Source organism: Microbulbifer echini, from assembly GCF_041447225.1.
In the GTDB taxonomy this organism is placed as follows: domain Bacteria; phylum Pseudomonadota; class Gammaproteobacteria; order Pseudomonadales; family Cellvibrionaceae; genus Microbulbifer; species Microbulbifer echini.
This window is the reverse complement of the sequence record NZ_JBGMEL010000011.1, coordinates 1-20,170: the sequence shown is the minus strand read 5'-3', so window position 1 is coordinate 20,170 and position 20,170 is coordinate 1. Positions and strand designations below refer to the sequence as shown.

Below are 20,170 nucleotides of genomic sequence, written 5' to 3'. Positions count from 1 at the left end.
GACCTCTGCCTTATTTCTTCGCTGCTTTGCGAAAGTGTAGACCGCAGAGATTGGCAGGGATTCTAATGCGCCGCCAAATTCTACTGTGTCACAGGCTTAGTCGCGAAAAGCCCGACTGTCTTGCAGTGGCTCTGAGCACTGGTACAAATGCGTGGCATGCACCAAAGAACCAAGAGCCATCGAGCGGGACGGCTATTGTTTAACCCCGGCACCACACCGTGGGATCCTGGGCTCTGCCGCGATGGCGGATTTCAAAATAGACGCCGCTGTGGGTGAGGCCGCCGCTGTTACCGACCCGCGCGATGGTATCGCCACTCTCGACCCATTCGCCAATATTGCGGGTGAGGGATTGATTGTGCGCGTAGAGACTCATATAGCCGTCGCCGTGCTCGAGGATCACCAGCATGCCGTGGCCGCGCAGGTAGTCGGAAAAGACCACGCGCCCGCGGTGTACTGCGCGCACGGGCTCCCCCGCGGCGGCGCGGATGGTCACCCCTTTCCAGGTGATACCGTTGGCGCGGCGCTGGCCGTAGGCATTGGCGCGACGCCCTTTGACCGGCCATTGCAGCTTGCCCCGCTGGCGGGCGAAGGGCTTGTGCTGGTCCGGATTGACCAGTGAGGCGATAGCCCGCCCCACCTCGTCGATCAATGTCTGCAGGCGCTTGCGGTCACCCTGCAGCTGTTTGAGTTCACCGCCGCCATTGGCGAGTTTCGCCGCCAATTTTTCCAGTGTGCGTTTGCGCCCCTGTTGTGCGCTGCGCAGTTTTTCCTGGCGCTCCTGCAGCTGTGCCCGCTCTGCCTGCAAGGTATTCTGCTCGCGCTCAATCGATGCCGAGACCGTCTCCAGCGAGGTGAGGGTTTGCAGGTAGTGGTCGATAACGCGGCTGCGTTCTTGGAGGAAGTAATCGTGGTAGCGGAGCTGGCGGGCGATGTTCTGTGGGTCTTGTTGGTTGAGGAGGAGTTTGATCTGTTCTTGTCGGCCCAGTCGGTAAGCGGCGGCGATCTCCTGTTCGACCCGCCGCTGCATACTTCGCCGGGCCTCCTGTAGCGTTTTCTGCTCCTGCCGGAGTTCGCGCAGCTTTTCTGTGCGGCTGCGCATATCCCGCCGGATCTGGTCTATGCGCCGGTGCAGCCCGGAGATATCTTTCTCGTTCTCTTCCAGATCCTTGAGCAGCTGGTCGCGCTGGCCGCGCACCTGGTTGAGCTCCTGTTGCAGGGACTCGATACGCTGCTTAATTTCGGTGAGGCGTGCTTGTTGGTCCGCCTCCGCCTGACTCCAGGCGGGCAGGGACAATAGGGCGATCAGGAAGAGTACGAGAGTTTTCATCAGTCCATTTTTACCAAACTATGGCCAGTCATTTCTGCCGGTTGTGGCAGGTGCATCAACGCTAACATGGTTGGCGCCACATCCGCCAGACTGCCTCCGTCACACATTTGCACATTGCGTGCACCGACATAAACGAATGGTACCGGCAGCGTGGAGTGCTGGGTGCTGACCTGGCCCGAGTTAGCGTCAAACATTTCCTCCACATTGCCGTGATCCGCAGTGATCAATACTTCACCGCCTGCGGCCAGCGCTGCGTCGACTACGCGCTCGACACACTGGTCCAGGGCTTCTACAGCCTTCACTGCCGCCTCGAAGACGCCGGTGTGGCCGACCATATCGCCGTTGGCGTAGTTACAAATAATGGTGTCGTACGCACCGCTGTCGATGGCGGCGACCAGTTTGTCGGTGACTTCCGCTGCGTTCATTTCCGGTTGCAGGTCGTAAGTGGCCACATCTGGAGACTTGATCAGCTCGCGGGTTTCACCGCTATAGGGTTCTTCGCGACCGCCGCTGAAGAAGAAAGTGACGTGTGCGTACTTCTCGGTCTCGGCGATGCGCAGTTGGGTTTTGCCCTGAGCCGAAAGGTACTCGCCGAGGGCGTTGACCAGTTTTTCTGGGGGAAAGGCGCAGCTGGCATGAATAGTGGCAGCGTATTCGGTGGTCATCACAAAGTCTGCCAGTTGCGGCTTGGCAATGCGCTCGAAGCCATCGAAATCCGCCTCGGTGAAGGCGCGGGTCAGCTGACGCGCGCGATCCGGGCGGAAATTCATAAAGATCAGGGCATCGCCATCCTGAATTGGAGCCGGCTCGCCGATAACTGTTGGGGCGACAAACTCATCGTTCTCACCGCGCTCATAAGCGGCGGCCAGCCCCGCCAGGGCATCGCGGGCACTGTGCTGTGCAGTGCCCAGGGTGAGCATATCGTAGACGGATTTGGTGCGTTCCCAGCGCTGGTCCCGGTCCATGGCGAAGTAGCGGCCGGCCAGGGTGGCCATATGCGCATTGCCAACGGCATCGCACACCTGCATCAGACGTGCGATAGAGGGCTCGGCACTGCGCGGTGGCGTATCGCGGCCATCGAGGAAGGCGTGCACATAGATGGCGCGGGCACCGCGCTGTGCGGCCAGGGTTACCATGGCGACGATATGATCTTCGTGGCTGTGCACGCCGCCCTCGGAGAGCAGCCCCATAATATGTATCGCGCCGTTGTTGGTGATGGCTTTGTCTACCGCTGCGGTATAGGCGGCATTGCGAAAGAAGTCGCCGTCCTGGATGGCCTTATTGATCCGGGTGAAGTTCTGGTACACCACCCGGCCGGCGCCCAGTGTCATATGCCCAACTTCGGAGTTGCCCATTTGTCCCTCGGGCAGGCCCACTGCCATACCGGAGGTCTGGATCAGCGTTTTTGGACGGGTTGCCCAGATGTTGTCCCATACCGGAGACTTTGCGGCGCGAATCGCGTTGTACTCGGGATTGTCGCTGTGGCCGAAGCCGTCCAGAATCAGCAGGACCAGGGGGCGTTTTTGCGGGGCTTGCGGAGCGGCCATAGCGACGGATTTCCTCTATCGGGTGGTTTGGATTGCGGACGCGGATTTTAACCCGTTCGGCCATCGTTTAACCATGTCGATTAGTGCTGGATGGGTCCTGTAGAGTCTATGTGAGTGCCGTAGGGGGAACATTTTGCTGGTTAGAAATTCGCCACAATCGTGTATACTCCCGCCAGCTTTGGCGCAGCTGCGCCGTAACGATCACCACGATGGATTTTGGGGGCGGAGTGGATTTTTTCGTTTTTTTGAGTGAGCAGTGGCTGCTGGTCGGCCTGCTTGTTGCACTGCTGTATGCGCTGGTTCTGAGTGAGCGCTACAAGGCCGGTGTACCGGTATCCCTGCATGAGGTGACCCGGTTGATTAACAGCGATGGGGCCAAGGTCCTGGATGTGCGCGATCGCAGTGAGTTTACCGCCGGACATATCGTCGATGCCCTACATATCCCCCACGGGGAGGTGGCCGAACGCTTTGCTGAGCTGGAGCCATTTAAGGAAAAGGTCGTAATTGTCGCGGATAAAATGGGCCAGCACGCCGGGCCCGCGGGCCGCCTGCTGAAGCAGAAGGGCTTCCAGGTGCGCCGATTACAGGGCGGCATGAGCGAGTGGAGCAACCAGAACCTGCCCTTGGTGAAAGGCAAGGGTTAATTGGATGTATCAGTTTGACGGAGTTTTGTCATGCAGGATGTAGTCATCTATACCACCCGTTTTTGTCCTTATTGTGTGCGTGCCAAGCAACTGCTGAAGAGTAAGGGTGTGCACTATCGTGAGATTGCGGTGGATAACAAGCCCGAGCTGCGCGCGCAGATGGCGGAAAAGGCCGGTCGCCGCACGGTACCGCAGATCTGGATTGGCGAGTTCCATGTGGGCGGTTGCGACGAGTTGATGGCCGCAGAGCGCAGTGGCAAGCTCGATGGATTGCTCAAGTCGGCTGGTTGATAAAGGTTGACGTCGCGTGCCTCAAGCGGTTTTCAATATTTGCGATTAATCCGGTCCGGGCCTTGAAACGGTATTTGCAGGCCCCAATCTGAAGGCTTCATATGGGGAGTCTTTCTCACGGAAGGCATCAATACACTTTTTATAAAAACAGGCAGTAACATGGCTGAAGAATTAAACGGCGCGGCAAACGCAGAGGCTCCACAAGTACAATTCGCAATGCAGCGTATCTACCTGAAGGACCTCTCCTTCGAGACCCCAATGGGTGTCGATGTTTTCAAAAAACAGTGGAAGCCCCAGGTAAACCAGGAGCTGAACACCAAGACCGCCAAGGTTGAAGACGATCTGTACGAAGTGGCGCTGACGCTCACCATCACGGTGAAGCTGGAAGAAGACACGGCGTTCCTGGTGGAAGTGAAGCAGGCCGGCCTGTTTGGTATCAAAGGCCTGGAAGGTCAACAGCTGGCGCAGGCACTGAATACCGCCTGTCCGCAGATCCTGTTCCCGTATGCCCGCGAAGTGATCGACAACGCTGTTGTTAAAGGCTCTTTCCCGGCTCTGATGTTGCCACCGGTTAATTTCGACGCCCTGTTTGCCCAAGCCCTGAATCAGGCGCAGCAGCAGACTGAAGGCGCTCAGGTCAAAGCGGACGCATAATCCCGCTGCAGCTTGTGAAAAGGCCCCCTAGGGGGCCTTTTTTTATACCTGTTATTTGCGCATTCTAAGCAAATACGTGGAACCCTGTTTTCACCGTTTCTTGAATCTAGCCAGGGCTTGCCTATGCAATGGGATTTACCCAATCCTTTTATCCACAAGGTGGTGGTGCGCGCTCAGCATGTGGATGGTCTGCACCATGCCAATAATGCCGAATATGTACGCTGGTGCGAGGCCACCGCCTGGGCGCACAGCACTGAACTGGGATTAGATGTCACGAATTACCAGGAACTCGACCGGGGAATGGCCATTCGTCACGGGCAGTATGACTATATACTGGCGGCGAGAGAGGGGGATGAATTGGTATTTGGCACCTGGCTCACGCAGGTGGACGGGCGCCTGAACATGTCCCGCTGCTTTCAAGTCTTTCGCGCCGCCGATGGGGCATTGGTACTGCGGGCCCAGTGGCGGTTGGTGTGCATCGAGCTGTCCAGTGGTAGGCCGAAGCGCATGCCGGCGATCTTCAAGGAAATTTACAGTCCGGTCGTGACTGCCCCGGAGGCTGAAGAAAATGAGTGAAGAGTTTGTAACCCTGACGGAAAACACAGGGGCGCTTAAGGACAAGACCCTCTTTATCACCGGTGCCAGCCGCGGTATTGGCCGCGCCATAGCGCTCAAGTGTGCCGCCGATGGCGCCAATATTGTGATCGCCGCCAAGTCCGCAGAACCCCACCCAAAGCTGCCCGGCACCATCTTTTCGGTGGCGCAGGAAGTGGAGAATGCCGGAGGCAAGGCTCTGGCGCTTCAGGTTGACGTGCGCGATGAGCAGCGTGTACAGGAAGCGATGGCACTGGCTGCCGACCAGTTCGGCGGTATCGATGCGGTGATCAACAACGCCGGCGCCATTAACCTGACCAGCGTGGAGTCCACTCCGCCCAAGCGCTACGACCTGATGCAGAACATCAACAGCCGCGCAGTGTATCTGACCGCGCACTTGGCGATGCCCTATCTAAAGCAATCGAGCAATGCGCACATCCTCAGTTTGTGCCCTCCGCTCAACCTGCAGCCGAAGTGGTTGGGGCCCTTCGCACCCTACGCCCTGTCCAAGTTCGGCATGACCATCTTGAGCCTGGGATTGGCAGAGGAGTTGCGCGAGGCGGGGATTGCCGTTAATACTCTGTGGCCGCGTACCCTGGTGGCCACAGCCGCCATTGAGTTCGCGGTGGGTAATCGCGAGATGTTTGAGCAGAGCCGCAAGCCGGCGATCATGGCGGATGCGGCCTATGAAGTGCTGGTGACCAAGGGTGCCGCATTGAGTGGGCGCCAGCTGATTGATGAAGAGATACTCGTCGAGCGCGGTGTGAAGGATTTTACCGACTATGCCCATAACCCCGATAATGCGGGGGACTTAACTAAGGATCTATTTTTGGACTGACGCTGGCGGGGGAAGATTTAATGAGCAGCGACAGCAAGTTGTTTAAAGACGCCCTCGGAGAGTTGGGGGACGTCAAGCCGCTGGTGCAAGAGCGCCGGGTGACGCTGCGCAAGGCCGATGAGCCCTCTGAGCGGATGGTGCGCGAGCGCCGCGCCGCTGCAACCCGGCGCACCGCGCGTGATATGAATCCCCTCTCTGGCGAATATATCGAATTGGTAGCGCCTTGGGACCCCATCGAGTTTAAGCGCGACGGGGTGCAGAATGGCGTCTACCGCAACCTGCGCCTGGGGAAATATAAAATCGATGCGCGCCTCGACCTGCACCGCCACTCGGTGGAAATGGCGCGCAGCGCCGTTGTCGAGTTTGTGCGCGACTGTGTCGAGGCGGATGTGCGCTGTGCTCTGATTACTCATGGCAAGGGGGAGGGGCGCAAGCAGCCAGCACTGTTGAAGAGCTGTATTAAGCATTGGTTGCCGCAGTTGGATGCGGTACTGGCATTCCACAGTGCACAAAAACAGCACGGTGGTATGGGGGCTACTTACGTGTTGCTGCGCAAGAGTGAGCGCAAACGCCTGGAAAACCTGGAGCGACATCAGCGGCGCTTTTAATAACCGCTTTGTCATTTTTTTGTCATCTGTAAAAACTATGATGCGCGCCGTGGCTTTCCTAAGCGAATGCGTATCTGACTCATTTTTTTGATTCTTCTTGATTGTTATATTGGCGACCCGCTGGGTCGCCTTTTTTATGGGCGCTACTTAGAGGGGGTGTGAGCGGGTTGCGTCAGCGCATAATCTCGTCGACTCGGTCGAATTCCAGTCGCGTACCCCTGTCATTGCTGCTTAGAATCAACTTATTGCCCACCACCTCCAGATAGCGGGCTTTGCGCAGAGCTCTCAGGTAATTGGCTTCGAGTTCGTCACTGGGGCGACTGCTACCCACTCTGGAGATCTCCGGTGTTCTGGGCCAGGACAACTCCCCGCTATTTTCCAGGGAAAACCGCCCCAGATATGGATTGATCCCGCCATTACCGCGCACGTAACCGAATCGATCGCAGGTGAAGAAGGGGCGCTCGCGCCAGAACTTCTTCCACATTAGCGTGTACTCGTAGGTGTCCTCGCCATCTTGCAGGTCGGATAGTATCCAGTCGTGCTCACAGGCGGACCACGCGGATTGTCTGGGGGGCTGCTGGTAGGGCTCATGGAATGACATGCACCCTGAAAAAAACAGGGCGAATACAGTGGGGACCACAAGCGGCAAGCGTAGGTGAGATCGCGGCATGATGTCGTTCTCATTGTTTTTGCGACATTTAATCGTAAAAGCTATCAGTGGTCTGTGGTGGTGTTCAAGGTCCTGCCCTGACATATTCAATATAAATATCGCCAGAGGCGTCGCGCAGGATAAGGCGCTTGCCGCGGGACTTGGTAAATGCCTGGCGGGTATCGCCCAGTGCGCGCAGGTAAGTGTATTCCTGTTGCATTAGGGCCTCGGGACCGCGCATCTTAGTAGAGGCGAAACTGGAGCTGTCCCACAGCATTAGGCCATTATCCGTCACTTGTAGTTCGCCGCGATAGGTGTTGATACCACTGCGCCCCATTACATTGCCATCGAGATTACATACGAAGGTAAAGTCTGCGGGCTTTTGGATCGGGATGGCGCCACCATTTATACGCAGGCGCACCAATTGCCACTTCTTATTGCACACCGTACTTGCCGTCCCTGCGCTCTGTACTACCCTGGCCTCCTCCGCACTGTTTGTCAGGCACCCGCCAATCACCAGAAGGGCCCCCAGTAGCCACAGTTGCACCAACCTGCTCATCGGTGAGTTACTCCCAAATCCCGGCATCTACAATCTCGAGCGGGTCGATCGACATACCTCCAGCCCGGTCTAGGCAAAGCTTAGTCGCTGCCCTCTATAAAGAGACGGTAGGCATGACAAGCTATGCTTCCCCTGAGGCAGGGCGCGCTACGCAGGCAGCAGAGCAAGGTTAGGTCCGGCATGATTCGACGAACAAAAATTGTCGCCACACTCGGTCCCGCGACTGATGAGGGGGATATTCTGCGTCAGTTGATCGCGGCGGGCGTCAACATTGTGCGGCTGAATTTCTCCCATGGCGAAATCGAAGAGCACCGCCGCCGCGCCGAGCAGGTGCGTGTGGAGAGTGCCCGTCAGGGATGTCACGTCGCCATATTGGGGGATCTGCAGGGGCCTAAAATCCGGGTGGGAGACTTTTCCACGGGTGGTGTGCACCTGGATAGCGGTAGCGAGTTTATCTTGGACCCCTCCTGGTCGAGGGAGGGCGGTAACAGTACCGGGGTATCAGTGGATTACCCTAGTCTGGCCAGTGATTGTTGTCCCGGCGACAGCCTGCTGCTGGACGATGGGCGCCTCAGTCTGTGCATCAAAAAAATTGAGGGCAGTGCCGTTATCACGGAGGTGCGAGACGGCGGCTGGTTATCGAATCGAAAAGGAATCAATAAGCGTGGCGGCGGACTCACCGCTCCCGCTCTAACCGATAAGGATCTCTGCGATATTCAGGTTGCCGCCGACCTGCAACTGGATTATCTGGCGGTATCCTTTCCCCGAGATGCGCGGGATATTCATCGGGCGCGGGAGCTTTTGCAGCAGGCGGGAGGGAATAGTCAAATTGTCGCCAAGATTGAGCGAGCCGAGGCGATTGCCAGTGATGAGCATTTGCAGGCGCTGATTCTGGCGAGCGATGTCATCATGGTGGCGCGGGGGGATCTGGCGGTGGAAATTGGTGATGCAGAATTGATGGGGGTGCAAAAACACTTGATTCGATTTGCCCGCTATTTGAATCGCACGGTGATCACTGCAACCCAGATGATGGAGTCGATGATTTCTAGTCCGGTGCCCACACGTGCAGAGGTGTGTGATGTCGCCAATGCGGTGCTGGATGGCACCGATGCGGTGATGCTGTCAGCGGAGACCGCTAGCGGCCAGTATCCGGTAGAGACCGTTCGGCATATGGCCGAGGTGATTATGGGGGCGGAAAAACATCGGGCGACGCAAAGGCCTTCCGATGTTTTGCGTGGCAATTATCCGGCCGGTGATGCCTGTATCGCTGTGGCCGCAATTACCATTGCCAATCACTGCCGCGATATCAAAGCCATTATTTGTCAGACAGAGACCGGTAATACCGCCCTGTTGATGTCGCGGGTGCGTGCCGTAATTCCCATTTACGCTTTTTGTCGACATCGCCGGATCTGTAACCGGGTCGCCCTCTATCGCGGTGTCGATCCGGTTTTAATGGCAGTGGCGGGTATTGATGGTCCCTCCCGAGATCAGAAGGCAATCAACCATCTCAAGCAGCGCAATCTGTTAAAATCGGGCGAATTTGTTCTGGTTTCCCGTGGTTATCGACAAGATGCGGGAGGGCAAACCGATACTTTGCGTGTGGTGAGGGTCGACTAATGGTTTTTAGGCTTCTTTTACTTTGCAGGGACTACTGTCCATACCGCATTAATAACTGTGGATAAAAATATATTTTCGAATAAATATTATTTTTTAACCCGAGCGCGCACAGCGTACCAGTGTCTTGGTTTCCAGTTCCTGTTCCACACAGTGAAATTTTTTTCCGTCCAGCGTCAAAGATTTTGGACTTCTTTGTGACGCGTTTGTCGAGCAAGCGGTAAAACTTGCTGTCAGCACCAGAGTAAGCAGCAATGGCAGGACTTTCTGCACTGGAATTGCCTCACGAGTTGAGAGAATTTGACGACTGTCTTACCTCAGGGTAGAGGCAATGGCTGTCAAAGTGAGGAAATAAGCGCCATTTTGTGAAAATAGACGCCCCTGAAAAGGAAAACTTGTTTTGAAAAAGGGTTTATTTGTCTTGGGGAAAAGTCTTTCGCTACTACATAAAACTCTACGGCTGTGCGCTACCAACCATTTTTAATTGATAACCCCCACCGGCATCGGGCGACAACGGTGGGGGTAAATTTTTATTAGCAGCTAAGCGCTAGCGTCTTCTGTGGTGGCTCCCTCCGCGAGCACGATGGTAGCCGCGATGTGATCTGTAACCGCGGTGACTGCGATATCCGCGATGACCGCCGCGATAGCCACGATGGTGGGCGCGATAGCGCAGGTGCGTTGAGCGGGGAGAGTAGAAGCGGTTGTAATAGGGCAGCCCGCGGTAATAGTACCTAGCCCGGTAGCGGGGATTACCGCGGTAGCCGGGGGCGCGGTAGTAAGAATAGGCACCTCCATAGGAGTAGCCGTAGCGCGGGGTTGCCCGGTAATACTGGTAAACCGGTGTTCGGTAGGAGACGTAGATATTACTTGAAGGGTAGTAGTTTGGGGTCGCATAGGGATAAACAAAAGAGGATGTGTAGGCTACTCCCCCCCCTCTGTAGTAGCCACCGTTATAGTAACCATCGGTCGCACAGGCGCCCAAGGCTAGGGCCGTGCAAACCGTGACGGCAATAAAGGCCGTCTTAACAGCTCTATTCATAGCGCAGTCTCCGGTAAGTGAAATGTCCCCCCGGAGAGGCCCGGCAGGGGCCAAGCCCCTTCTGTGCGCCAAGCGGGCGCACAGAAAAAATCAAATTCAGTAGGGTCTGGCCTGATAGGGCGGATCGGGCGGGTCAATCACCTGGTAATTTCTATTTACTACCGCAGGTGGCCTCAGGCGGTAAAAATTACCATCCCAATAAAAGTTACAGTGCTGCATGTTGTGGCAAACCCCATCGGGGTGGCAGTGGGCGTAGCGGCCACGCAGGTTGTAATATGTCTTGCTGTAATAAGGGCTATATCCGTAATAACTGGCTGAGCAATCATTACTGCCACAGGGATAGCCTGTTCCCGTACACGCCGATAGGGAGAACCCTGCGGCAATTGCCAGTGCGTAGCCAGAGTGGCGAAGCAGCCGTAGCGACAGCGGTTTCATCTAGACCTCCACACCTATTGGTGGGTAAAACGTCTAATAATCAGCCTAGCACTTTTGTCGCAAATTTCATCACAATAAAAAATAAATGTTCTAGTAGCAGGAGTTTGAGTGGCTGCTAGTAATTCGATGGGATGTGGTAAGGAAAATTTGTCCGAGAGAGGTATTAGTGGGCAGATTGCCATTCTAGGGTCGATCGGTTGGCCGGACCAAAAAGAACAGAGTACCGGGTTTTGATCCCCGGTACTCTGTTGACACCCTGTAAATGGGATTTGGGGTTTCCTGCTGTTTAAATGCTGCTGGGCAGGAGTGCAGAGTCAATAGATTCCAGGTAGGCACCGCTACTGAGGAGCTGTTTCGCTTCTTCAATATCCGGGGCAAAATAGCGGTCCTTGTCGTAGAAAGACACGCGTTCACGCAGTTTTGCCTTGGCAGCTTCCAGTTTTTTGGTGGACTTTAATGGTGCACGGAAATCCAGTCCCTGACAGGCGGCAAGTAATTCCACCGCGAGAATGCCACAGGTATTGTCGGCCATATCCCGCAGGCGGCGACCGGCGAAAGTGGCCATAGAGACGTGGTCTTCCTGGTTGGCGGAGGTGGGTAGAGAATCCACACAGGCGGGATGTGCGATGGATTTATTCTCGCTGGCGAGCGCCGCAGAGGTAACCTGGGCGATCATAAAACCGGAATTGACCCCGCCGTTCTGCACGAGAAACGGCGGCAGGCCGGATAGGTTGGTGTCGATCAACAGCGCCATACGCCGCTCGGACAGTGAACCAATTTCTGCCAGTGCCAGTGCCAGGTTGTCGGCAACCATGGCCACCGGCTCCGCGTGAAAGTTACCGCCGGAAATAATGTCAGAGTTTTCCGGATTTTCCGTATCGGTAAATACCAAGGGATTGTCGGAAACGCCGTTGGCTTCGGCCAGTAATACCTCGGCGGCAAAGCGCATTTGCTGTAGACAGGCGCCCATTACTTGGGGCTGGCAGCGCAGGGAGTAGGGGTCCTGCACTTTTTCGCAAAATTCGTGGGAGTCGCCAATCTGGCTGTTTTCTTCAAGCAGATCCCGATAGATGGTAGCCACGTCGCGCTGCGCCTGTTGGCCGCGAGCGTTGTGAATACGATCGTCGAAGGGGCGGCGCGAGCCTTTGGCGGCTTCCAGTGTCATGGCCCCTGTTACTAGGGCACCGGCAAACAGATCTTCGCTGGCGAATAGGCCCAGTAGGGCAAAGGCGGTCGATGCCTGGGTGCCGTTCAGAAGCGCTAAACCCTCTTTAGGCGCCAGGGTAATGGGCTCCAGGCCCGCGGCTTTAAGCCCTTCATGGGCGCTTTTGCGCTCGCCCTTGATAAAGACTTCACCTTCGCCGAGCAAAACCACACTCATATGCGCTAACGGAGCAAGATCGCCGGAAGCACCCACGGAGCCTTTCTCGGGAATTGCAGGATAAACACCGGCATTCACCAGCTGCATCAATGCCTCGATCACTTGTGGACGCACGCCAGAAAAGCCGCGGGCGAGGGAGTTGATTTTTAACACCATTAACAGGCGCACGGTGGCTTCACTCATAAAGTTGCCAGTACCGGCGGCATGGCTCAAAACAATAGAGCGCTGCAGATTTTCCAGATCGTGCTTTTCGATACGGGTATTGGCCAATAAACCAAACCCGGTATTAATACCGTAAACCGTACGGCCTTCAGTAATGACCTGGGCTACGGTATGAGCGGAGGCTTCGATAGCGGAGTAGGCACTTTTTGCCAGGGATAGCTGAACGGATTCGCGGGCAATGCGGCGCAGTTGTGCCAGGCTCAGTTGGCCGGGATTTATTTCTAATTGATACATAAATTATTTCACCAAAAAATATTTACTGCCTTCACGCCAGCTTGAGCACAGCCCGATATGCATTTACCGGGCCGCGTATCAATTTCGCCGACGTTATTTTTATTGCGGTAAAAAATCAGTCTTTCAGCATGGGCAGGTCCAGGCCCTGCGCTTTTGCACAGTCTTTCGCGATTTCATAACCGGCGTCGGCATGGCGCATAACGCCTGTGGCGGGGTCATTCCAGAGGACGCGCTCGATACGTTTGCGTGCCGCGTCGCTGCCGTCACACACAATGACTACACCAGAGTGTTGGGAGAAACCCATTCCCACGCCACCACCGTGGTGCAAGGATACCCAGGTGGCACCGGAAGCGGTGTTCAGCAAGGCGTTGAGCAATGGCCAGTCGGAGACGGCGTCGGAGCCGTCCATCATGGACTCAGTTTCGCGGTTGGGGCTGGCTACAGAGCCGCTATCGAGATGATCGCGACCGATCACTACCGGCGCATCCAACTCGCCATTAGCAACCATCTCATTGAATGCTAGTGCCAGACGTGCGCGATCTTTTAGGCCGACCCAGCAGATGCGCGCGGGCAGCCCCTGGAAGTGAATGCGTTCGCGAGCCATATCCAGCCAGTTGTGCAGCTGTGGGTTGTCGGGGATCAGTTCTTTAACTTTGGCGTCGGTTTTGTAAATATCTTCCGGGTTGCCAGATAGAGCCGCCCAGCGGAAAGGCCCCACACCCTCGCAGAACAGTGGGCGAATATAAGCGGGTACAAAACCGGGGAAATCAAAGGCATTTTCCACCCCCTCTTCGAGGGCCATCTGGCGAATATTATTGCCGTAGTCGAGAGTAGCCGCCCCGCGTTTTTGCAGTTCAAGCATGGCTTCTACTTGAATAGCCATAGATTGTTTGGCTGCTTGTACTACGGCCGCCTCATCCTTTTTGCGCATTTGTGCCGCGTATTCCATGGTCCAGCCCTGGGGCAGATAGCCATTTAGAGGATCGTGCGCGGAAGTTTGGTCGGTTACGACATCTGGCAGGATATTGCGTTGGACAATTTCCGGAAAAATATCGGCGGCGTTGCCCAGTAGGCCTACGGAAATCGCGTTGCCTTTTTCCGTAGCTTCTTCAATCATTTGCAGCGCTTCGTCGAGACTGGTCGCTTTTTTATCTACATAACCGGTGCGCAGACGGAAATCGATACGGGTTTCGTCACACTCCACCGCGATCATGCTGAATCCAGCCATGGTGGCTGCCAGTGGCTGCGCACCACCCATGCCGCCGAGGCCGCCAGTCAAAATCCATTTGCCTTTCGCTTCACCGTTAAAATGTTTGCGTGCCACTGCGGCAAAGGTTTCATAGGTGCCCTGCACGATGCCTTGAGAGCCGATATAAATCCAGGAGCCAGCGGTCATCTGGCCGTACATGGCCAGGCCTTTTTTATCCAGCTCGTTAAAGTGCTCCCAGCTGGCCCAGTGGGGTACCAGATTGGAGTTGGCGATTAAAACACGCGGCGCGTCGGTGTGGGTTTTAAATACGCCTACGGGCTTACCGGACTGGACCAATAGAGTTTCGTCTTCTTCCAGTCGCTTGAGTACATTGACAATTTTATCGAAGCATTCCCAATCTCTCGCAGCGCGGCCGATACCACCGTAAACAACCAGATCTTCGGGGCGCTCCGCCACTTCAGGATCCAGATTGTTCATCAGCATGCGCAGTGGTGCTTCGGTAAGCCAGCTTTTCGCATTGAGCTTTGTACCTCGGGGGGCACGAATTTTGCGGCTGAGATCGTGGCGTTTATCAGCGGACATAATTTCCTCACAAAATATTTGTTAAAAATTCACACGCCCTATTTATTGGCTATCGAGCTTTGTCGAGGCGTACGGGATAAATCAGAAACTAGAATCTCAATTGCGCTCCCAAGCGATAGCGATTGCCGGGGTGGACCAGGCGCGCAAAGCTCACCGTACCGGCGCTGCTCTTGGTGCGGCGCCAGACTTGTAAGCAGGCGTCGCCGGTGGCGATTTCCAGGGCATAAGCGATGGAGGCCTCGGCAGCGATTGCTTCAACCGTCGTATCCGCCTCTGTCAGTGGCGCGACCTTGGAAAGATAGGCGTTGGGTGTGGTGTGAGCGAAATCCTGCTGTAGGTATTCCGGGGCCAGGGCCGGATTGGTGAAGCGCTCCTCCCACTGAATCGGCACGCCGTTATCGCAGTGCACAATAATGGAGTGGAACACTTTGGCCTGTTCGGGCACCTCCAGAGCACTGGCCACTTCGTTGTTGGCCATGCTCTGTTGAGCCAGCAGGATTCGATTGCTGTAGCTATGGCCGCGGGCGGAAATCTCGTCGGCGATGTTGCGCACTTCCAGCAGCGAACCGGCCGGCACCGGCTCGGCGACAAAAGTGCCGAGTCCCTGAGAGCGCATCAATACTCGCTCATCGGTCAGTTCACTGAGGGCGCGCCTGGCGGTCATACGGCTGACGTTAAATTCCTGCGCCAGCTGGTTTTCCGAGGGTACCTGGAAATGCACAGGCCAGGTGCCACTCTCGATTTGTTGGCGGATATGGCGTTTGATTGCCGCGTAGCGCGGCTCGCTTGCAGTATTCATAAGCTCAGATAAGATGCCGTTTTATCTTGTATATGGTTGTATATACAAGAAGGGGGAGAGTTTATCATGGTTGCCAGAAAGATGACTGTCAAGCCGGGGCTAGGGTCTGTATCCTAATTGCCCCGAATTTCGCTCGGTGTGGAGCCGGGCATCTATGGTTAAAAAGGAAAAGCGCGCCGCTAGAAGCTTATGACAGAACGCTGTGACCTACTGATTACAAATGTGAATGCCGCCACCATGGACCCCTCGATTGCTGGTGGTTACGGTGCCGTGGAAGATGCCGCTGTGGCGGTTACCGGTGGAAAGATTGTCTGGTTGGGACCGCGCCGCGAGTTGCCGGATTGCGCCCCAGATGAAGTGATCGATGGTGAGGGGCAATGGCTGACGCCAGGGCTGATCGATTGCCACACCCATTTGGTCTATGGAGGCCACCGCGCAGGGGAGTTTGCCCGTCGCCTGGGTGGCGAGAGCTATGAAGAAGTGGCTCGTGCCGGTGGCGGCATTATTTCTACCGTGCGCGCCACACGCGATGCCAGCGCCGAGGAGCTGTATCGTCTATCCGAACCGCGCCTGCGAGCGTTGATGTCAGAAGGGGTTACCACCGTCGAAATCAAATCCGGTTACGGTCTGGACCTGGATACGGAGCTCAAGCAATTGCGCACTGCCCGCCGCCTGGCACAGCACAACCCGGTAGAGATTGTGACCACTTGCCTGGCGGCTCACGCATTGCCTCCGGAGTACGATGGTCGCGCCGATGAATATATCGATTTGATTTGCGAACAGATATTGCCGGTGGTGGCGCGAGAGCAACTGGCGGATGCGGTGGATATGTTTTGTGAGACCATCGGGTTTACCGTCGAGCAGTGCCAGAGAGTGATCGATGCCGCGAGGAAGCTGGATTTGCCGGTGAAAGTGCATGCCGAACAGCTGGCGCGTACCGGCGCCACCGCGATGGCGGCCAAGGCAAGTGCCCTGTCTGTGGATCATATAGAGTACATCAGCGATGCCGATGTGCTGGCCATGGCCGAGAGTGGCACCGTGGCGGTATTGCTGCCCGGTGCCTTTTATACGCTGCGTGAGACTCAGGCTCCGCCGGTGAAAAAGTTGCGTGAGGCGGGGGTTTGCATGGCTCTGTCCACCGACCTGAACCCCGGTAGTTGTCCCATTGGTTCTCTGCGACTGATGATGAATATGGGCTGTAATCTATTTGGTCTAACGCCCGCAGAAGCACTCGCCGGAGTAACTCGTGCCGCGGCTCGTGCACTGGGTCTCTGCTGTTCCCGTGGTGTACTGCGCCCGGGGCAGCGAGCGGATATGGTGTTGTGGCCAATGGATACCCCGGACCAGCTGGCCTATGAAATCGGCGCACTGAAACCTGCACAGATTTTCCTGGGAGGTAAAGATGTTACAGCTGGCTGATATGCGTCTGTGGAGTGGCCGCACCGATAGTGAGGATGGCCGTGCGGGAGAGCGCTGGCACCAACGTATTTCGCCACTGCAGTTGGATAACCCTCCGGGAATCGCCATCCTCGGTTTTGCCTCCGATGAAGGGGTGCGCCGTAACAAGGGGCGCATCGGCGCCGCCAAGGGTCCCCGTATCCTACGCTTAGCCATGGCCAATTTGCCCGCCACATTCGACCTACCACTCTATGATGCTGGCAACGTGCGTGTCGATCGCGAGGACCTTGAATCAGGCCAGGCCCTGCTCGGCGCACGTATTAATGAGTTGTTAGATCATGGGCACTTCCCTTTCGTCTTGGGCGGTGGGCACGAAATTGCCTATGGCAGCTACCAGGGCATCGCGCGATGGATGCGTGAGTTACATCGGGAAAAGACATTGGGGATTATTAACTTCGATGCCCACTTGGACCTGCGCATCCCCGCGCCTAAGGGTTCCTCGGGAACGCCCTTCTATCAAATCGCCGAGCAGTGCCAGATCAACGGCCGCCCGTTTAAATATCTCTGTGTTGGTGCCGCCGATAATGCCAATACGCCGGCGCTCTATCAGCGCGCCGATGAGCTGGGTGCCGAGGTGATTCGCGATCGCGAAATCAATAGTTGGAATCTGGAGAAGGTGAAGACACAGATTCGGGAGTTTGCCGACAAAGTGGACTTTATTTACCTGACCGTTTGCCTGGATGTTTTGCCTGCGGCAGAGATGCCTGCCGTCAGCGCGCCCTCTGGACGGGGGGTTTCAATGGCACTGCTCGAAGAGCTTTTGGATACGGTTCTGGATTCAAACAAGGTGTGTCTTGCGGATATGGCCGAGTTCAATCCCTATTTCGATATTGAGGACCACGCCGCACGCACTGCCGCACGGCTGGGTTTTCAGATCGCCAATAGGGCTGCGCGCTCAGCGCATATGGGGTGAAGGGGTTGGCTGGCTGCTAGGGCGCCAGCCATATCGACTGAGCTAAACTGTGATATGCAGTCTCACGGTAACATTGTCGCGTGTTGCATTAGAGTAGGGGCAGACTTCCTCGTGCGCCCTTAAGGCCACGCGTTCGGCGACCACCTTGTCCATTCCCGGTAGCTCTATATAGAGATCCACTTCCAAACCAAAGCCTTTCCCTCTGGGACCTATGCCTACTTCAGCTCGCACACGGGTCTCTGTCGGTGTGGCCACTTTTTCCTTATCGGCAACAAATTTCATCGCACCGATAAAGCAAGCCGAATAGCCTGCTGCAAATAATTGCTCTGGGTTGGTGCCGCTACCGCCATCTCCGCCCAGTTCTTTCGGAATACTGAGCTGCACATCCAGAGCGCCATCCGAAGATTTGGCTTGTCCGTCACGACCGCCCGTAGCAGTGGCGATTGCGGTATAGAGGGTTTTCATGTGAATGTCCTTTAAAGATTTCGGCTTTCGGAGTTTCGTTGATACCACGGTTATTAAGCTATCTCGGAATAACCCTGTGGGGGGCACAGCAAATCGAATTCCTGAGTTAAATCCGTTGTGTTGAAAAAGATTTTGTAAGGTTTTTTCCCACACCGATACAGTAGTTCACTATAGATGCTGGAGTGGCCGGTGGAATTGCGGGATCAATTATTTCAACAAGCGATAGCGGAATATGCCGAGGGTGTATCCCGGGTGGCACGAAGTTATGTACGCTCGGGCGCCGAGCACGAGGACCTGTTACAGGAAATCTGGCTGGGACTCTGGCGAGCCCTGCCTTCTTTTCGGGGGGATGCCAGTCTTAAGACGTTTGTCTATCGGATTACTCATAATCGATGTGTGACCGAGATTAGCAGGCGAAAACCGCAGCATGGTGGAGAGGACCTACTGCTGGAACTGGAAGACACCTGCCCAGGTCCCGCTGAGCAATTGGCCGCTGAACGTAAATCGGAACGTCTCCTTAGTGCCGTTCAACAATTGCCTTTGGGGCTTCGTCAGACATTGACTCTGCGTTTGGAAGGATTGAGCTATGCAGAAATATCTGAGGTACTGGGTATTAGTGAAACTAATATCGCGGTGCGACTCAACCGAGCAAAAGAGCGTCTTAACATCAGCCTTTCAGGAGGTGAAAAATGAATGGAGCAGACTCTGAGAAGCAGTGGCTTGAACTGGAAAACCTGTGGAAACTCCAGCGGGTTAAGAAGGATATTCCGGCTGCAATCTTAAAGTGGGTGCGCCATCAGGAGCGACGCATGCGTCTAGTGACTGCTTCTGAGATCCTCCTTTGGTTGTTATCGGCAATTTATATAACTAAGACGATAATGGCTAAAAGTCTGCCCGACACCCCCGCCAGACTGTTTTTTGCATTTACCGTTTTCGCTATGGGGATTAGTTTTTCAATCTTGAACCGCCGTGGTTTGTGGGGGCCTTTGGAGGAGAGTGCTCAGGCGTATATAGATCTCGCGCTATTAAGGCTTAGACGGAAACGCAGAGAAGTACATTTCTGTTGGCTCTATTTATTTATTCAGCTAGGAATTTTGGGCGTGTGGCATTTTATTTCAATTGAAATGGATGCGACCTCTCCAGTTATTCGTAATCCTAAAGAATCAGCCTTAGTTGTTCTGGGCTTAACCATTTTTCTGGCCGCCTATAGTTACTATATTTACTGGCGTACCGGGTGGGAGAAAGTCAGCCTGAAAAATCTGCAGGAAAAATATCTTAATTAACTGTAAAGAATGTTCAGCAAGTGAGACTGTAGTTAGTAACAATCTATGCTATTAGAAAAAGGTACTAAAGAGTATGTTTACTCGTCTCGAGGAATTAACCGCAAGTTTTATGGATATTCTCAGTGGAATTAATCCGCTGAAAGGCTCTCTGTTTGTTCTTTTATTTTTGGCTGTATCTTTTTTGCCAGCGATCATTGCATTTTTTTTTAATCGCAAGCACTTTACCAAGATCCTGGTAGCCAATGTGCCGGCAATACTCTCCTGGGTGGCTTGGTTTGCTTTATTGGCGTGGGCGATTACCGGTCAGGTACGTAAGCCAAAGGAAGGAAAGGTACATACCGTAGATAAGGATGATGATGTGCAGGATGCCTCTCCAGGAAAGGGTATGGTTTCGACGGAGAGTCAATAGGTTGTACAGATGCTGACAGTGCGTACGCCCTGCGGAAGCTTCGACGCTCTCTATTAGGCCCTTCTATATAGGTAATACTTAACTTTCCTAGGCGACATTAAATCCGCCCATTTTTTAACCAGAAATCTATTTGAAAATTTTCTACAAAAAGTGCTTGCCGCCCCCCTCCGAAGTCCGTATAGTTCGCCTCCTCGCTGCTCAGGCAGCAGCGGGAAGGCAGCTCCAAGTGATTGATTTTCTTAAGAAAATTACTTCAAAAAAGAGCTTGCCAAGCACCGAGAGGCCGCTATAATGCACGCCACTCAAGCAAGGACGGAAACGGCCTTGCAGGGATTCGGAAAGCTCTTTGAGTCACACGGATCGCCGAGAAAAAAGCTGAAAAAAACACTTGATTCAGCGACCAGGATGTGTAAAA

22 protein-coding genes are annotated in these 20,170 nt (G+C 55.0%); 12 read left to right on the top strand and 10 right to left on the bottom strand.

Annotated features, from left to right (window positions below; translation table 11 throughout):
• Positions 1-199: 199 nt before the first annotated feature.
• Positions 200-1,327, bottom strand: a complete 1,128-nt coding sequence (locus ACCI51_RS11965) for a murein hydrolase activator EnvC family protein (protein ID WP_371843747.1) — start codon at positions 1,325-1,327, stop codon at positions 200-202.
• Positions 1,327-2,874 carry a 2,3-bisphosphoglycerate-independent phosphoglycerate mutase gene (gene gpmI / locus ACCI51_RS11960; protein WP_371843746.1) on the bottom strand — a complete coding sequence of 516 codons (1,548 nt, stop codon included), beginning with the start codon at positions 2,872-2,874 and terminating at the stop codon, positions 1,327-1,329. Before gpmI ends, ACCI51_RS11965 begins: the two co-directional genes overlap by 1 nt.
• Before the next feature lie 227 nt (positions 2,875-3,101).
• Here gpmI and ACCI51_RS11955 point away from each other — a divergent pair, with 227 nt between their 5' ends.
• The 6 genes from ACCI51_RS11955 to smrA all read left to right on the top strand — a co-directional run bounded on the left by ACCI51_RS11955 (position 3,102) and on the right by smrA (position 6,503).
• Positions 3,102-3,518: a rhodanese-like domain-containing protein gene (locus ACCI51_RS11955; protein ID WP_371843745.1), complete on the top strand. Its 417-nt coding sequence runs from the start codon at positions 3,102-3,104 to the stop codon at positions 3,516-3,518.
• A gap of 30 nt (positions 3,519-3,548) precedes the next feature.
• Entirely contained in the window at positions 3,549-3,809 is a 261-nt protein-coding gene (gene grxC / locus ACCI51_RS11950) for a glutaredoxin 3 (RefSeq protein WP_371843744.1), read from the top strand.
• A 159-nt stretch (positions 3,810-3,968) separates the two neighbouring features.
• Entirely contained in the window at positions 3,969-4,463 is a 495-nt protein-coding gene (secB, locus tag ACCI51_RS11945) for a protein-export chaperone SecB (protein WP_299588104.1), read from the top strand.
• Positions 4,464-4,586: 123 nt separating this feature from the next.
• Positions 4,587-5,039, top strand: coding sequence for an acyl-CoA thioesterase (locus ACCI51_RS11940; protein WP_299588108.1), 453 nt, complete (start codon positions 4,587-4,589; stop codon positions 5,037-5,039).
• Entirely contained in the window at positions 5,032-5,895 is an 864-nt protein-coding gene (locus ACCI51_RS11935) for an SDR family oxidoreductase (protein WP_371843743.1), read from the top strand. The genes ACCI51_RS11940 and ACCI51_RS11935 overlap by 8 nt, the downstream gene beginning before the upstream one ends.
• A gap of 20 nt (positions 5,896-5,915) precedes the next feature.
• Positions 5,916-6,503, top strand: a complete 588-nt coding sequence (smrA, locus tag ACCI51_RS11930; protein WP_371843742.1) for a DNA endonuclease SmrA — start codon at positions 5,916-5,918, stop codon at positions 6,501-6,503.
• Between the two features lie 172 nt (positions 6,504-6,675).
• On the opposite strand, the gene ACCI51_RS11925 is transcribed toward smrA, so the two are convergent.
• Both ACCI51_RS11925 and ACCI51_RS11920 read right to left on the bottom strand, forming a co-directional pair.
• On the bottom strand, positions 6,676-7,173 hold the full coding sequence (locus ACCI51_RS11925; RefSeq protein WP_299588115.1) for an META domain-containing protein: 498 nt from the start codon (positions 7,171-7,173) through the stop codon (positions 6,676-6,678).
• Positions 7,174-7,237: 64 nt separating this feature from the next.
• A complete protein-coding gene (locus ACCI51_RS11920; RefSeq protein ID WP_371843741.1) occupies positions 7,238-7,711 on the bottom strand; it encodes an META domain-containing protein in 474 nt (157 codons plus the stop codon).
• Between the two features lie 180 nt (positions 7,712-7,891).
• Between ACCI51_RS11920 and pyk the strand changes: the two genes are divergently transcribed.
• Positions 7,892-9,328, top strand: coding sequence for a pyruvate kinase (gene pyk / locus ACCI51_RS11915; protein WP_371843739.1), 1,437 nt, complete (start codon positions 7,892-7,894; stop codon positions 9,326-9,328).
• Between the two features lie 544 nt (positions 9,329-9,872).
• On the opposite strand, the gene ACCI51_RS11910 is transcribed toward pyk, so the two are convergent.
• From ACCI51_RS11910 to hutC, 5 genes are all read right to left on the bottom strand, one after another.
• Positions 9,873-10,364: a hypothetical protein gene (locus tag ACCI51_RS11910; RefSeq protein ID WP_299588123.1), complete on the bottom strand. Its 492-nt coding sequence runs from the start codon at positions 10,362-10,364 to the stop codon at positions 9,873-9,875.
• Between the two features lie 96 nt (positions 10,365-10,460).
• Positions 10,461-10,799, bottom strand: coding sequence for a hypothetical protein (locus ACCI51_RS11905; protein WP_299588126.1), 339 nt, complete (start codon positions 10,797-10,799; stop codon positions 10,461-10,463).
• A 286-nt stretch (positions 10,800-11,085) separates the two neighbouring features.
• Positions 11,086-12,636, bottom strand: a complete 1,551-nt coding sequence (gene hutH / locus ACCI51_RS11900; protein ID WP_371843737.1) for a histidine ammonia-lyase — start codon at positions 12,634-12,636, stop codon at positions 11,086-11,088.
• A 115-nt stretch (positions 12,637-12,751) separates the two neighbouring features.
• Positions 12,752-14,428, bottom strand: a complete 1,677-nt coding sequence (hutU, locus tag ACCI51_RS11895; protein WP_371843735.1) for a urocanate hydratase — start codon at positions 14,426-14,428, stop codon at positions 12,752-12,754.
• An 88-nt stretch (positions 14,429-14,516) separates the two neighbouring features.
• Complete coding sequence (gene hutC / locus ACCI51_RS11890) at positions 14,517-15,227, bottom strand: histidine utilization repressor (RefSeq protein WP_299588135.1); 711 nt, start codon at positions 15,225-15,227, stop codon at positions 14,517-14,519.
• A gap of 189 nt (positions 15,228-15,416) precedes the next feature.
• Between hutC and hutI the strand changes: the two genes are divergently transcribed.
• The gene (hutI, locus tag ACCI51_RS11885; RefSeq protein ID WP_371843734.1) at positions 15,417-16,646 is read left to right on the top strand and encodes an imidazolonepropionase; all 1,230 of its coding nucleotides are present in this window, start codon (positions 15,417-15,419) and stop codon (positions 16,644-16,646) included.
• On the top strand, positions 16,630-17,598 hold the full coding sequence (gene hutG / locus ACCI51_RS11880) for a formimidoylglutamase (protein WP_371843733.1): 969 nt from the start codon (positions 16,630-16,632) through the stop codon (positions 17,596-17,598). The genes hutI and hutG overlap by 17 nt, the downstream gene beginning before the upstream one ends.
• A 42-nt stretch (positions 17,599-17,640) precedes the next feature.
• Here the strand turns inward: hutG and ACCI51_RS11875 are convergent, their stop codons facing one another.
• Entirely contained in the window at positions 17,641-18,063 is a 423-nt protein-coding gene (locus ACCI51_RS11875; RefSeq protein ID WP_371843732.1) for an organic hydroperoxide resistance protein, read from the bottom strand.
• Between the two features lie 174 nt (positions 18,064-18,237).
• On the opposite strand from ACCI51_RS11875, the gene ACCI51_RS11870 reads away from it, so the two are divergent.
• The 3 genes from ACCI51_RS11870 (at position 18,238) to ACCI51_RS11860 (ending at position 19,755) form a co-directional block, all read left to right on the top strand.
• Positions 18,238-18,756, top strand: a complete 519-nt coding sequence (locus tag ACCI51_RS11870; RefSeq protein ID WP_371843731.1) for an RNA polymerase sigma factor — start codon at positions 18,238-18,240, stop codon at positions 18,754-18,756.
• Complete coding sequence (locus ACCI51_RS11865; RefSeq protein WP_371843729.1) at positions 18,753-19,346, top strand: hypothetical protein; 594 nt, start codon at positions 18,753-18,755, stop codon at positions 19,344-19,346. Before ACCI51_RS11870 ends, ACCI51_RS11865 begins: the two co-directional genes overlap by 4 nt.
• A gap of 73 nt (positions 19,347-19,419) precedes the next feature.
• Positions 19,420-19,755 (top strand): superinfection immunity protein, encoded by a 336-nt coding sequence (locus ACCI51_RS11860; protein ID WP_371843728.1) that lies wholly within the window; start codon positions 19,420-19,422, stop codon positions 19,753-19,755.
• The last annotated feature ends 415 nt before the right edge of the window (positions 19,756-20,170 follow it).

What these genes read in the sequence shown, in the direction of transcription:
- ACCI51_RS11965 (WP_371843747.1), bottom strand. Translation starts at nt 1,327, where the DNA reads ATGAAAACTCTCGTACTCTTCCTGATCGCCCTATTGTCCCTGCCCGCC.
- gpmI (WP_371843746.1), bottom strand. Translation starts at nt 2,874, where the DNA reads ATGGCCGCTCCGCAAGCCCCGCAAAAACGCCCCCTGGTCCTGCTGATT.
- grxC (WP_371843744.1), top strand. Translation starts at nt 3,549, where the DNA reads ATGCAGGATGTAGTCATCTATACCACCCGTTTTTGTCCTTATTGTGTG.
- secB (WP_299588104.1), top strand. Translation starts at nt 3,969, where the DNA reads ATGGCTGAAGAATTAAACGGCGCGGCAAACGCAGAGGCTCCACAAGTA.
- ACCI51_RS11940 (WP_299588108.1), top strand. Translation starts at nt 4,587, where the DNA reads ATGCAATGGGATTTACCCAATCCTTTTATCCACAAGGTGGTGGTGCGC.
- ACCI51_RS11935 (WP_371843743.1), top strand. Translation starts at nt 5,032, where the DNA reads ATGAGTGAAGAGTTTGTAACCCTGACGGAAAACACAGGGGCGCTTAAG.
- smrA (WP_371843742.1), top strand. Translation starts at nt 5,916, where the DNA reads ATGAGCAGCGACAGCAAGTTGTTTAAAGACGCCCTCGGAGAGTTGGGG.
- ACCI51_RS11925 (WP_299588115.1), bottom strand. Translation starts at nt 7,173, where the DNA reads ATGCCGCGATCTCACCTACGCTTGCCGCTTGTGGTCCCCACTGTATTC.
- ACCI51_RS11920 (WP_371843741.1), bottom strand. Translation starts at nt 7,711, where the DNA reads ATGAGCAGGTTGGTGCAACTGTGGCTACTGGGGGCCCTTCTGGTGATT.
- pyk (WP_371843739.1), top strand. Translation starts at nt 7,892, where the DNA reads ATGATTCGACGAACAAAAATTGTCGCCACACTCGGTCCCGCGACTGAT.
- ACCI51_RS11910 (WP_299588123.1), bottom strand. Translation starts at nt 10,364, where the DNA reads ATGAATAGAGCTGTTAAGACGGCCTTTATTGCCGTCACGGTTTGCACG.
- ACCI51_RS11905 (WP_299588126.1), bottom strand. Translation starts at nt 10,799, where the DNA reads ATGAAACCGCTGTCGCTACGGCTGCTTCGCCACTCTGGCTACGCACTG.
- hutH (WP_371843737.1), bottom strand. Translation starts at nt 12,636, where the DNA reads ATGTATCAATTAGAAATAAATCCCGGCCAACTGAGCCTGGCACAACTG.
- hutU (WP_371843735.1), bottom strand. Translation starts at nt 14,428, where the DNA reads ATGTCCGCTGATAAACGCCACGATCTCAGCCGCAAAATTCGTGCCCCC.
- hutC (WP_299588135.1), bottom strand. Translation starts at nt 15,227, where the DNA reads ATGAATACTGCAAGCGAGCCGCGCTACGCGGCAATCAAACGCCATATC.
- hutI (WP_371843734.1), top strand. Translation starts at nt 15,417, where the DNA reads ATGACAGAACGCTGTGACCTACTGATTACAAATGTGAATGCCGCCACC.
- hutG (WP_371843733.1), top strand. Translation starts at nt 16,630, where the DNA reads ATGTTACAGCTGGCTGATATGCGTCTGTGGAGTGGCCGCACCGATAGT.
- ACCI51_RS11875 (WP_371843732.1), bottom strand. Translation starts at nt 18,063, where the DNA reads ATGAAAACCCTCTATACCGCAATCGCCACTGCTACGGGCGGTCGTGAC.
- ACCI51_RS11870 (WP_371843731.1), top strand. Translation starts at nt 18,238, where the DNA reads ATGCTGGAGTGGCCGGTGGAATTGCGGGATCAATTATTTCAACAAGCG.
- ACCI51_RS11865 (WP_371843729.1), top strand. Translation starts at nt 18,753, where the DNA reads ATGAATGGAGCAGACTCTGAGAAGCAGTGGCTTGAACTGGAAAACCTG.
- ACCI51_RS11860 (WP_371843728.1), top strand. Translation starts at nt 19,420, where the DNA reads ATGTTTACTCGTCTCGAGGAATTAACCGCAAGTTTTATGGATATTCTC.